The organism is Desulfoscipio sp. XC116, assembly GCF_039851975.1.
GTDB lineage: Bacteria > Bacillota > Desulfotomaculia > Desulfotomaculales > Desulfallaceae > Sporotomaculum.
Window position 1 is genome coordinate 2,866,144 of record NZ_CP156660.1, and the last position, 12,306, is coordinate 2,878,449.

The window sequence follows — 12,306 nt, forward strand, 5'->3', positions numbered from 1 at the left end:
AGATACTTCATGGTATTCGTCACCAAGCAACCAGCCCATTTTTCAATTCCGAGTACTTATACTCCTGCCCATCTCTTTCGATAATCACATCATCGCCATTTACGCCATCCTTATAATTTATCCAGCGTTTCAATAATAACCTGGCAGTATTTTGGATCAAGCTCAGAGCCGTAGCAGATCCTATCCGTATTATCCGCAGCAATAAGAGCGGTACCACTGCCGAGAAAAGTATCCACGACAATATCACCATATTTACTGGAATTTTTAATAATGTACTCAATTAGTGGTACCGGCTTCATGGTCGGATGGACATCATTGGCTCTTGGTTTGTCAAAATTCCAAATAGTACTCTGCTTTCTGTCACCATTCCAATAATGTGATCCTGTAGGCTTCCAACCAAAGATAGCCGGTTCATGCTGCCACTGGTATGGTTGCCTTCCCATAACAAATGTATTTTTTACCCATATACAGCATTGAGAATGTTTAAATCCTGAATCAATAAAAGCTCTTCTAAATATTAACCCCTTGGCATCGGCGTGGAACACATAAAGGCTTGCTCCGTCATCGGATAACCCATATATTCTTTTAAAAGCATTAAGCAGAAAATTATAGAATTCTTCATCATCCAGGTTATCATTTTGAATTGTCAGTGCATCCTTTGTTTTACCTACATAAGAGATTCCGTATGGAGGATCTGTTACGGTAAGCCTGGCCTTCTTGCCATTCATTAGTTTTTCTAAATCCTCACCCTTGGTGGCATCGCCACAGATCAGCCTGTGTCTGCCAAGCATAATTATATCCCCCGGCTGAATTACCGGTTTATCCGGCACATCGGGAATTTCATCTTCCTTTTCATTATCATCCTCCGGCATATATTCATTCCAAAGCCGCTCCGCTTCGGAGAAATCAAAACCGGTAAATTCTATATTGAAATCTTTTTCCTTTAATTCATCCAGCAATTTTGCCAAGGATTCAAAGTCCCATTCACCGGAAATTTTATTAAGAGCAATATTTAAGGCTTTTTCCTTTGTTTTATCAATATCAATGATTACACAATCCACATCGGTATATCCTAATTCTTTTAATACTTTGCATCGCTGATGGCCACCAATAATGGTCAAATCAATATTTACAATAATTGGCTCCACATAGCCGAACTCTGTAATGCTGTTGCGGATTTTCTCAAATTCAGTGTCACCAGGCTTTAAATCCTTCCTGGGATTATATTCAGCGTGTTTTAAGTCATCTATTGTTCCTGCCGCCCTGTAATGCCCGAAAGCTGATGGTGTTGCCTGTCCAGAAGTTGCCATATATAATGACCATATCATGAAGAAAGGAAAGACGCCCCTTTTTTTGGTGTACTGCTGCAGCAACAGCAATACCAGGGGCGCCACCACGTATGGTCATTTTAACAGAATATGAGCTAATTGAAAACCTTGAAAAAAGTGTTTTTTGTAAAGAGCGCGGAGCAGATTCCCTGTCCCTGTTGTAACGGGCCACTGGATGTCATCGGCAGCCGGCAACGCAAGTACATAAATGGCCTTGGCGATCAGATCGTGCTCATCATTCGCCGGCTCCGTTGTGAACACTGCCGTCGGATCCATCACGAACTTCCGGATATACTCGTCCCGTACAAACGCCACAGCAGAAAAAGCATTGAGGCGGTCATAGCCGGAGACACCGCACTGACCGTCACCGCTGACGAATCCACATTAGGCCGTTGGCGCAGTTGGTTTAGTGAAATGTATTATCACTTCCTGGGTTGCCTGGCCTCCATCGCTACCTTACTCGGTAACCAATCTGTGAAAGAATCGTCCTGTCTTTCCCAGTCTGCGCTCACAAGGATTTGGGACTATGTTGGCAACGCCACCGGCTGGCTGGCCAGAGTTGTCCGATCAGTGGCAAACACAAATTGTTGGGTACATACCCGTTCTGCATTCCCGTCCTGACGGTCAGGATATAAACTCATGCTAAGCCTAAAAATTAGGGGGTTTTAGCATGAAAGACCAACAAAAGGCCGAAGAGATTGCCGCTCAGCGGATGCAACTACTATCCCCGCTGCTAGCGGACGGGCTTGATGCGGCCAAAATCAGGGAAATTAAGAAAGATATCTGCCAGCAGACCGGACTATCCGAGCGTACGCTGCGCAGATACCTGGCCCAGTACCGGGCAGTCGGCTTTAGGGGACTAAAACCTAAAGGCAAAGGCCGGCAAACCGAAGAAGCTATACCATCAAATATCCTAACTCAGGCCATCCTGTTGCGTCGTGAGGTGCCCGGTCGCAGCATCGCTCAGATCATTCAGATTATGGAATGGGAAGGGCTGATCCAGGAAGGGCGGATTAAACGCAGCACCCTGCAGGAGAAGTTGGCCGAGAAAGGCTACAGCACAAGACAGATGCGCATGTACTCCGACAGCGGCGTGGCGGCTCGGCGATTCCAAAAGAAGCACCGCAACCAGCTCGTACATTCCGACATCAAATACGGCCCCTACCTGCCAATCGGCAAGGATGGCGCTAAAAAGCAGGTCTACCTGGTCACCTTCATCGACGATGCCACCCGCTTTGTGCTGCACGGCGAGTTCTACCCGACGCTGGATCAGGTCATTGTAGAAGATTGCTTCCGTAAAGCGATTCACAAATACGGAGTTCCCGAAGCGGTATATTTCGACAACGGTAGCCAGTATCGCACTAAATGGATGCATCGCACCTGCAGCAAATTAGGCACCCGGCTAGTATTTGCAAAACCGTACTCTCCGGAGGCAACCGGTAAAGTAGAAAGGTTTAACCGGGTGGTGGACGCCTTCTTAGGCGAGGCCAAACTGGAAAAACCACAATCGCTGGACAAGTTAAATGAGCTGTTTTGGGTCTGGCTGGAGGAGTGCTACCACAACAAGCCGCATTCCGGGCTAGATGGTAGCGCCAGCCCGCATGCTGCCTACCGCAGTGACAACAAGGCACTAAGGTATTTGGATCCACAAACCATCGCTAACGCCTTTTTGCACTGTGAAAAACGGAAAGTGGACAAGGCTGGCTGCATCAGCTTTAACGGCAATAAGTACGAAGTCGGGCTGCCGTTTATCGGGTGTAAAGTGCAAGTCATCTACGACCCCGCTAACATCACTGAACTGACTATTGAATATGAAGGGCACGCACCCTGGACAGCTAGGCAGTTAGTAATCGGCCAGCGAGCCGGGAAACGCCCCCCGCTGCCGGAACACCTGCAGCCCAAGCCCGCCGAATCGTCGCGACTCCTGGCTGCAGCCGCCCTGAAAAACCAGCAGCGTAAAGAGCAGCAGGCTCCAGCCATTTCTTTTAGAGCCGTGAACAAGGAGGATAACAGTCATGTTTGAATCCTTCTACGGCCTGTCTAAAACACCGTTCTCCCGGGACATCCCAACGGATCAGTTGTACCAATCGCTGATGCTAGATGAGACACTGGGCCGATTGGAATATGCCGCCCGTAGGCAACTTTTCGCCGTGGTTACCGGTGACTGCGGTACCGGTAAAACAACCACCATCCGCCTGTTCAAGGCCTCTTTAAATCCGGCCATGTTCATGGTGATGTATCTGGCGGACTCCAAACTTACCCCCCGGCATTTCTACAAGGGCCTATTGGAACAGCTAGGCTGTGAAGCCAAGTTTTATCGCGGCGACGCCAAGCGCCAGTTGCACCGGGAAGTCGAACTCATGCGCGGTATTCAGCAACTGCAGCCGGTTGTTATCGTAGACGAAGCGCATCTTTTGGACAAAGAAATGCTGGAAGAGGTACGATTCTTGTTGAACTTTAAAATGGATGCCCAAAGTCCTATGGCCCTGATCTTGGTGGGTCAGAGCGAACTGTGGGATAAGTTCCAGCTTCAAGCGTACGCCGCCATCCGCCAACGGATCGACCTGCAGTGTAAACTGCCGCACCTGGACCGTTCCCAAGTCGGGGAATATATTAATCGGCACCTGGCTTATGCCGGTGCCGAACACGATATCTTTTCAGATAATGCGGTTGATCAGGTGTTCCGGTATTCCAGCGGTGCAGTCAGGCTTGTTAACAAAGTCTGCACCCATTGCTTGCTCTATGGAGCTCAAAACGGTCGTCGGATTATTGATGATCACATGGTGAAGTTGGTTATCCAGGGAGAATTGTTATAATTCTCCCTTCCCCGGGCCGGTGGGCACTAAGTCCGTCAATTCACGGACAACTAACACCGTCTATTGCTGGACGTTACAGATCGTCAGTAACAATCTATATTTAACCGCTTAAATTCCATATAATTCTCTCCTCCCTGAGAATAGAAAAACTCCGGCGGCTAACCAGAGTTTATTTTCCATTCTCTAAAATTTAAAATTTGCTATTTCCACACGGAAATTTATCAAGATAAATCCAAAATCAAAAATCTAATTTTAAAATTTCCTGTCCTGTTATTTCTAGCGATATATCCCACACCGCATTCTTCCACAATTTTACACCATCAGCACATAAACATTGTTCTATTTCCTGTCGAATATTACCCATTTTGTTATTTATACTTTCCATCCGTTTTTTTAATGCATCTGCTGCTCTTTCTTCAAAATTGGCTTCCCTTAATATTTCATCCTGCAACCTTCTTCGCTGAACGCTATCTACATTCTTTAATAAATTCTCTTTTATTACCTCATTAGGCGGTATTATTTTACCGTTATCATATTGTAATATTTTTCCTTCCAGCCAGCCTAAGAACTGTGGAGTTGTCATAGCGTTTAACTCAACCCTATTGGTTTGTAGCCATGTTTTCCAAGCGGACGGAACATAATCTGCTACTGCTTTGTTCCTATCCTTATTTTCTATGCTTTCAGGCTCTAACCCCATCTGTAATGCCTCTTCAGGCTCAAGTCCAAGATTAATTATTTTAACTTTTCTACCCGGCCTTGCCTTGGTTTCCTCTTGTAAACTTTCATATATCTTAGTCCCTGCGGCATCGGCATCATGAACACAAAAGAATAATATCTCCTCTTCTGTATCCCCCAGCATATCTAATAGATCCCGTACTGCTCTGCTGGCATAGCCTTTAGATGTTAATAAAGCTATATCATGTCTTTCTGGAAATTTTGCATCTTTCAAACTTCGGAAAAACCCTTCTTTTTCAATATATAGTATCTTATTAAAAGTCCATGCAGGTCTTTGGTAGTTTTCCACCGAGATGGTGCCAATAGGAGTCACTATTTGTCCCCCTTTCATTTTGGATAGTGTCAGGTCTGATGCTCCTATTTTTTCGTCAATAATTGATTGAATTATCCACACAACAAATTTTAACGAAAGGATAGTCATTGTTATGTCTGCAATTATTGACTATTCATTCTATTTACTTTTTCCTACCGCTTCTTAAGCTTCACGATTGCTTCAACGTGCCTTGAACGGTCAAAAAAGATGCCGTTAGAAGTTGGTTACCCCTTGGCGGCAGGTTCATTATGATATATTTTCATCACGCACTCCCCATGCCTTGTGACGATAATCCTGATGTATTTTATATCGGTTAATTCTTTTTTGCTGGTAAATAACCAACTATTATTCAACTATCTTATAAATCAACTCAGCCTTCGTATATTTACCTCGAAGGCTGAGTTAACATTTGGAATATTATTCAGAAAGCTTTAACTTGCTCGAACTTTGTATAATTTCGTCCTTATGTAGATTCACAAAATTACAACTAGGCGTTGTACCGCATTTCCTACATGCCATATCATAGGCAGAATTCAATGTGCCGCATTCTGGACACGAGTAATGCTCAATCATTTCTTCATACCATTTTTCATACCCAACTTCCTTTATACGCTCTTGAGATTTCCACAGCTCTATTCTATGTGGCAATTGGACTTGAAATTCTTTTAATTCGGCACAAGGATACTCAGAGCATTCACCGCAAAAGTCTATCTTCTTTTCAGCCGCACAATTTCTCATTTTACAATTTTCTTTACAGAAAAAAAATAGTTTTTCGGACCGGCAGCCATAACATTCCAATTCTTCAACTGGACGATTAAAAAGTTTTGCCCTCTCTTTGAGCTTTTCTGGAGCTTCCTTAGTTCCAATAAAATAAGTACACGAAGGACAAAACAAACCACATACGGCAGCATGCCGTTTATCTGGAGTACATAAACGCAATTTTTCACTTTTCATAAATTTTCCTCCTCATTACACACGATATTACAGTTCACCATTTATAACTGATTAGGGTATTACCTCAACGTACATGAATAGGCATAATTGGTGTAGTAGAATACGACACAAGAGGACATACCAGCACAGTAGGGTTTTGGTAAATGCTTTTACTGGACAAGTTGAAATGTACTTGCCACATCCCTTTGACGCAATGCCAACCGACTTGTTTCTAACTATGCAGTAATTTACCCATAAAAAATCCCTCCTCAATCATAGTCTATAAATTAGACAACCGGGGAAGGAAAAGGTTACAAAAAATTATTATGAAAGTATTTGCCATTCTTTTTTCTTAATTCCTTCTCGGATTCTCTCTTTTAATGCTTGGTCGGCAGAATCCGGATAAAGTGTCTGGTATAGCTCTTTAAGATTTTTAAGCTTCTTAGCTTCCTGTAGAGCATGAGTGTTTACTGCTTGTTTTTTAATCGAAGTTTCCTCTTTCGTAATCCAACCATGCTTCAAAGCAAAGCACACCCATTGTTCACATTTGCAGGGATTAGATTTTTTAATCAAACTGCACCTGTTATTCATATACCCAAACCACCTCTTCTTAGCTCTATGCAAGGTTGTCTTTACCTTATTAAGGGAACAGCCAAGAATTTCTGCTACTTGTTTGTGAGAAAGCCCAAGTGTAATTACCATGCAGAATATTTTTCTTTGTTCGCCGGTTAGACATTCGGTAAGACTGTGCAAGCATTTAAACCTAGTTTCCCTTGCCAAATATAGAGTTTCAGGGTCATTCTCCGCCGGATTTGAATCAATTATATTTTCTACCCTTAACCCTAATTTCTCCAGCTCATCCTCCAAATATTGTGTAGGTAAATTTTTTTTCCTTTTCAAATAATTATTGCTTACATTCAGCGTAATTCGATATATCCATGTGAAAAATGAGCTATCATGCCTAAATGAACCATAAGATTTTAAAGCACGATAAAACGCTTCCTGGGTAATTTCTTCAGCTTCGTCAGGATTTCCAGTAAGCCCAAGCGCAAGGTTGTAAACTTTATGATAATTTTCGCTATATAAATGCTCAAACTCTTCTTTGTATGTATTAACCAAGAAAACCATTCCTTTACGAAGCATTTTACACAATTGTTAAATAACCTAAATTTATCCCCTTTAAGTATCTATATATAATACTTCTATAAAACTTGTTTATCAAGCAAATTTTATTATAACTACACAAAGAAATAAGCTGTATTGGTTATATACAACCAATTTTTTTGTTTCAAATTGTGGTTTTAAGAGTAACATCTTCAAAAATCTCCAATGTCATCTATAAAATGCCCCAAAAAAAAGGACCGAAAAATACACTTTTTAAGCCCAATTTTTGCTCATTTTTCGCTTCAAAGCCACTATATATTGTGGTCAAACCGTCTTATTTGCCCTTTAAACCACAATACGTCATCAGAACCACGCACTCAACGTGCCCCGTCTGCGGGAACATGTCCACCGGCTGCACTTCTTGCAGCCGGTAACCCAACCGGTGCAGATACCCCACGTCCCTGGCCAGGGTGGCCGGGTCACAGGAAACATAGACCACCCGTCCGGCACCGCTTTGGGCCAATGCATCCAATACCTCGGGACGACAGCCGCTGCGGGGCGGGTCCAGCACCACTACCTCTGGACGATATCCCTTGTTCACGTGCTCAGTCAGCACCCGCTCCACCGCACCGGCAAAGAAACGGGTGTTTTTTATACCGTTAAGCACAGCGTTGTCTTCGGCGTCCCGCACCGCCCCCGGCACTACCTCGTAACCCTGCACCGCTTTGGCGTACCTGGCCACGTAAAGGGCAATGGCACCTACCCCACAGTAAGCATCGGCCACTTCCTCATGCCCCCGAAGGTCGCAGTAATTCAGTACCTGCTTATAAAGTACGGCGGTTTGCGATGGGTTTACCTGGTAAAAGGAGGCGGCGGAAATACGAAAATGCAATCCGTCCAGCTCATCTTCGATATAACCCCGGCCGGCTAGAGTTTGATAGCGGCCGCCTGTCTTTTTACCGCCGGTTCGGGTATACCCCACCACCGTCACCACCCCGGGAATAGCGGATATTTCACCGCTTAGCCCGGCCAGGACATCCGTGTTTTGCACACCTGTGCCTGCAGCACTTCCAAGCTTGCCCATCAATACCACCATTATTTCACCGGTACTGCCCCGGCGCAGCATAACCTCCTCCGGTAATGCCGCGCCCGCCGGGCTCTCTTCCAGCAACGCTTGTACCGCCTCGGCCACCCGGCTCAACTCCCGGTGGGCCAACAGACACGGAGTTGCAAGACCGCCATCAATGCCCGCAACCAACCGGTGGGATTCCGCAGCGAAAAACCCCAGGGTTACTTTCCCAGCCTGCCGCTGAACCTTAAACCGCACATTGTTGCGATAGTGCCAGGGGTCCGGCATACCAATGATATCGCGCACCACACCTTCGTCGACACCGCCTATGCGAGCCATGTTTTGTCTGACCAGAGCAGTCTTCCAGCGTAGTTGCTCGCCATAGGCAATATGCTGCAAATTACAGCCGCCGCAGCGTTCAGCCAGACCACAGACAGTTGCTACCCTATGTTCCGATGGAATAACGATTTCCAACAGCGTCCCCCGGGCATATCTTTTACGCAGTTCCCCAATGCGCGCGGTAACCCGCTCCCCGGTTACCGCACCGGGGACAAAAACCACCATACCATCCTCCGCCCGGCCAATACCGTCGCCGTAACGATTAATATCCGTTATTTGCAGTTTTATTTCCTGTCCTGGCCGCAAGTGTTTCACTCCGTTCTCTAAATACACTAAACAAAAAATTTTGCTACAGCCCCAAAGCACATACTTACTTTTAAATTGTTTTCATTAGCAAACGAAATAGTAATTTCTGCATACTTACACTTATTGTTCCCGTCCTTGGCAACAACATTAAGAATACTGCAATTATATTATCATAACTTTTACCTTCATACCGGCAACATTATATCTATAACATATGGATTTCTCCAAACAAAATGTAAAAGACCGCCCAAGCGATCTTCAAAATTAACAATATGTTGTTATGTACAACTTCTATTGCATACATTTAATATCTCAGACAGCTCTACCGCAAAGCATCATCCAAAAACCCGATCACCCGGTGGGAGTAATCAGAACCCGCCACGGCATACGCTTTCAAATGGCCTGCCTCCGGCACGGTCCAAAGGCTGGCGGCAGGTCCGGCCGCACGCCATATTTGTTCGCTGCTCACCTTTGATATAACCTTATCGGCCTCCCCGTGAACCAATAAAAGAGGCCGCGACGCCAGCTTGCTTACTTCCTTGGCCGGCGCCACCCGCTCCGGCTGCAGCCCGGTCAATAACTTTAATTCCGGCACCAGCACGCTCCCTAAAGGATGACATTTGTCTTTCAGGTGTTTCTCCAGGTCGGCAAAAGGGCTGTCGGCAATTACCGCATCCACCGCCGGTTCCCCGGCCGCCGCCAGTATAGCCGTACCGGCCCCCATGGAAAAACCGAGCAAGGCCACCCGCCTGGAAATACCCGGCGTGTGACGTACAAAGTCCACGGCCCCCAGCAAATCCCTTACTTCATATTGCCCGATGGAGGTAATAGCACCGGCTGATTCCCCGCAATTACGGAAATCAAACATTAACACATTATACCCGGCCTTCACCAGTTCCCGGGCCAGCGACAGCGCGGGCACGTCATCCTGCAGCCGGTTATTGCGATAACCGTGGGCCATGATAACTACCCTGTCGCTATTAGCGGCGGGCAGCAGCCACCCTTTTATTTCAAGCCTGTCCTCGCGGCTGCAAAAGGTCACATCCCGATAGGCAAGGCCCACAGAGGCAGGTGTCCGGTCAGGAAGATGGCGGGGCGGATGGGTTACGGTCCAACAAACCAGCGCCGAAGCCGCCGAAGTCAGCATAAGTAAAATTATCCCCCCGCTGATTGTCCGACACAAGGGGCTTTTTATTATTTCTCGGTACCATGACGCCGGCCTTTGAAACTCAGGCAATACTCCAACTCCCATCGCAATTTTTTAAAATACAGCGGACGGAACCAGTCTTGTCACATCCGCCTCGCCCATTGTCCTTGCTTAAAGTATTTTATACGACGGGCCGCTATGATAACCTTTTTTTACGCCAGTGACCTGACGATATGCTTATTTCACAGGTAGATTTCTCACAAGTGCCGGCACAACATATGCGGTTGCGATTATTGAAATATAAATAAGAATTTTTTTGTATTCAGCGAGAATTTTTTTAAAGCTCCCGTTGCTTTGACGGATGCCGGATAAACGGACCGGCTATTTGAGAGCGTACTCAATTGCGCTTAGGCAGCAACGAATTCATCTTAGCAATCTTAATAGGACGATGAATTATACTTTTTCGCCATATTCTATGGTTAAAATTACCAAAAAATTTAATGCAACAAATTATACAAAAAATCGTCTAATATTTATATAGAGTGGACAGATTTTCCGGGAAGGAAGTAAGATTATGTCATCCTCATCCTTACGTGTTGCGACAGGTATAATGTTTTTACTTGGTGTTTGTTTTTGTTGGTTCTTTTACCCCACCCACGCCAAAGCCCCATCCAACTTGCCCGAAGACCAAGCCGGGGCGGATATAAGCCAACAGCCTAATACACCTGATAAAACCACCTTACCTGTAAACCGGGAGCCCCAAGACCCTGTTAAACCGCAACAGCAGTCCGATGATAAGAACATTGGAAAACAAACCCCATCCTCCGGTGCCGGGCAAAACGCATCTGTAACCCAAAATGAACCGCTAGATGCCGCCCATGAAAATCCGGAAAGCACAACTAAGCCCAATGAAGGGCTGACACCGCAGCCGCCCGCAGCATCACCTGCAAAGCCGGTATCCGGTTCAACTGATCAGCTGATTAAACGAGTGGACGGTATCGACAATATGGTGGCTATTACTTTTGACGACGGTCCCTTTCCCAAAATGACCGAACAATATCTGGCAGTGCTGGACAAGCTTAATGCCAAGGCTACGTTTTTCATGGTTGGCCAGCGTATTAAATACTATCCCGAACTGGCGCGTCAGGTAGTGGAGCAAGGCAGTGAAATCGGCAGCCATTCCTGGCAGCATGCCCATCTGGACCAGTTAACGAAGGACGCCATTATCAAAGATCTTAACGATGTGGCAGACCAGGTGCAAGACACAGTTGGCCGGAAAATCAGCCTTTTGCGTCCCCCTTACGGCGGACGCAGTGATAATTTACTGGCGGCAGCACGGCAACTGGGCTACAAAGTGATCATATGGGATGTCGACCCTCGGGACTGGGAAGATCCTCCCCCGGAGAAAATTGTTGCCGGCGTACTTGAACAGGTTAAACCGGGCTCCATCATCGTAATGCACGAAGGTCATCCGAACACGCTGCAGGCTCTGCCTGATTTGATCCAAAAACTTCGGGAGCGCGGTCTTGAGCCGATGCTTGTCTCTGAAATGCTGAATCAGGTTCAAAGTCAACCGGAGAATAGCTTGGCTACCGACAGCACCCAATAATAGTTAACAACAAAGGCGATAAGGAAAAACTTTGTTTTTTTCCTTATCGCCTTTTATAGCAACCTGCCTCTGAAAACCCACGGGCTCATCCCGTGGGATGAAAGAAGCATCGCCCGTAGGGCAATAAATATACACAAACACATGTTTTAGTGGTACTCGGACCGTAACGTCAAGACCGTCTACATTGGCAACCCGGATGGAGTGCAAAAGCAAGACTGCAGCGTAAGACCTTGCTTTGTCAGGGCAGTTCCCGATGAAATGAGAAACTTCCGTGGAGAAGCCTCAGGGCTTATCCCGGAGGAGGTTCACTGCATCCTGTCGCTTGTTACTTTCCGCAAGCAGCCCTTCCAACTTGTCCATTCCACGTTTTAATTCACGCACTTGGATGGCAATATAGATTAGTAAAGCCAAAAACCCCAGTGGGAAAATTATCATCATGACCAAATTAAAAATCTGGGCAAAAAGTGTATTATTCAAATAGATCCCCCCAATACCGTATTAGCTTACACAGCAAATAATAGCCAATGCCACTTATGGTTTAGATTATGTTGGCAGATTCACAGTATGACCTCCTCCCCTCATAAAGTGAGGGGCATCCAAATTAACC

12 protein-coding genes are annotated in these 12,306 nt (G+C 45.8%); 4 read left to right on the forward strand and 8 right to left on the reverse strand.

Annotation, left to right across the window (positions count from 1 at the left end; translation table 11 throughout):
- Window positions 1–110: 110 nt before the first annotated feature.
- Both ABDB91_RS13755 and ABDB91_RS13760 read right to left on the reverse strand, forming a co-directional pair.
- The gene (locus tag ABDB91_RS13755) at window positions 111–1,310 is read right to left on the reverse strand and encodes a site-specific DNA-methyltransferase (protein ID WP_347488279.1); all 1,200 of its coding nucleotides are present in this window, start codon (window positions 1,308–1,310) and stop codon (window positions 111–113) included.
- Window positions 1,311–1,403: 93 nt separating this feature from the next.
- Window positions 1,404–1,604 (reverse strand): hypothetical protein, encoded by a 201-nt coding sequence (locus tag ABDB91_RS13760; protein WP_347491677.1) that lies wholly within the window; start codon window positions 1,602–1,604, stop codon window positions 1,404–1,406.
- Between ABDB91_RS13760 and ABDB91_RS13765 the strand changes: the two genes are divergently transcribed.
- From ABDB91_RS13765 to ABDB91_RS13775, 3 genes are read left to right on the forward strand one after another with little or no spacing between them, the layout of a single operon-like run.
- Window positions 1,533–1,949, forward strand: coding sequence for a DUF6431 domain-containing protein (locus tag ABDB91_RS13765; RefSeq protein ID WP_347491526.1), 417 nt, complete (start codon window positions 1,533–1,535; stop codon window positions 1,947–1,949). The two genes, ABDB91_RS13760 and ABDB91_RS13765, sit on opposite strands and share 72 nt — an antisense overlap.
- Window positions 1,950–1,998: 49 nt before the next feature.
- Entirely contained in the window at window positions 1,999–3,351 is a 1,353-nt protein-coding gene (locus ABDB91_RS13770) for a DDE-type integrase/transposase/recombinase (protein WP_347487742.1), read from the forward strand.
- A complete protein-coding gene (locus tag ABDB91_RS13775) occupies window positions 3,344–4,144 on the forward strand; it encodes an AAA family ATPase (protein ID WP_347487743.1) in 801 nt (266 codons plus the stop codon). Before ABDB91_RS13770 ends, ABDB91_RS13775 begins: the two co-directional genes overlap by 8 nt.
- A gap of 238 nt (window positions 4,145–4,382) precedes the next feature.
- On the opposite strand, the gene ABDB91_RS13780 is transcribed toward ABDB91_RS13775, so the two are convergent.
- The 5 genes from ABDB91_RS13780 to ABDB91_RS13800 form a co-directional block, all read right to left on the reverse strand.
- On the reverse strand, window positions 4,383–5,192 hold the full coding sequence (locus ABDB91_RS13780) for a hypothetical protein (RefSeq protein ID WP_347488280.1): 810 nt from the start codon (window positions 5,190–5,192) through the stop codon (window positions 4,383–4,385).
- A 417-nt stretch (window positions 5,193–5,609) separates the two neighbouring features.
- Window positions 5,610–6,146: a DUF3795 domain-containing protein gene (locus tag ABDB91_RS13785; protein ID WP_347488281.1), complete on the reverse strand. Its 537-nt coding sequence runs from the start codon at window positions 6,144–6,146 to the stop codon at window positions 5,610–5,612.
- 303 nt (window positions 6,147–6,449) lie between these two features.
- Window positions 6,450–7,244 (reverse strand): RNA polymerase sigma factor, encoded by a 795-nt coding sequence (locus tag ABDB91_RS13790; RefSeq protein WP_347488282.1) that lies wholly within the window; start codon window positions 7,242–7,244, stop codon window positions 6,450–6,452.
- A 319-nt stretch (window positions 7,245–7,563) separates the two neighbouring features.
- Window positions 7,564–8,943 (reverse strand): 23S rRNA (uracil(1939)-C(5))-methyltransferase RlmD, encoded by a 1,380-nt coding sequence (rlmD, locus tag ABDB91_RS13795; RefSeq protein WP_347488283.1) that lies wholly within the window; start codon window positions 8,941–8,943, stop codon window positions 7,564–7,566.
- A gap of 322 nt (window positions 8,944–9,265) precedes the next feature.
- Window positions 9,266–10,090, reverse strand: a complete 825-nt coding sequence (locus tag ABDB91_RS13800) for an alpha/beta fold hydrolase (RefSeq protein WP_347488284.1) — start codon at window positions 10,088–10,090, stop codon at window positions 9,266–9,268.
- Window positions 10,091–10,664: 574 nt separating this feature from the next.
- Between ABDB91_RS13800 and ABDB91_RS13805 the strand changes: the two genes are divergently transcribed.
- Entirely contained in the window at window positions 10,665–11,699 is a 1,035-nt protein-coding gene (locus ABDB91_RS13805) for a polysaccharide deacetylase family protein (protein WP_347488285.1), read from the forward strand.
- 282 nt (window positions 11,700–11,981) lie between these two features.
- Here ABDB91_RS13805 and ABDB91_RS13810 read toward each other — a convergent pair whose 3' ends face one another.
- Entirely contained in the window at window positions 11,982–12,176 is a 195-nt protein-coding gene (locus tag ABDB91_RS13810) for a hypothetical protein (RefSeq protein ID WP_347488286.1), read from the reverse strand.
- Window positions 12,177–12,306 lie beyond the last annotated feature (130 nt).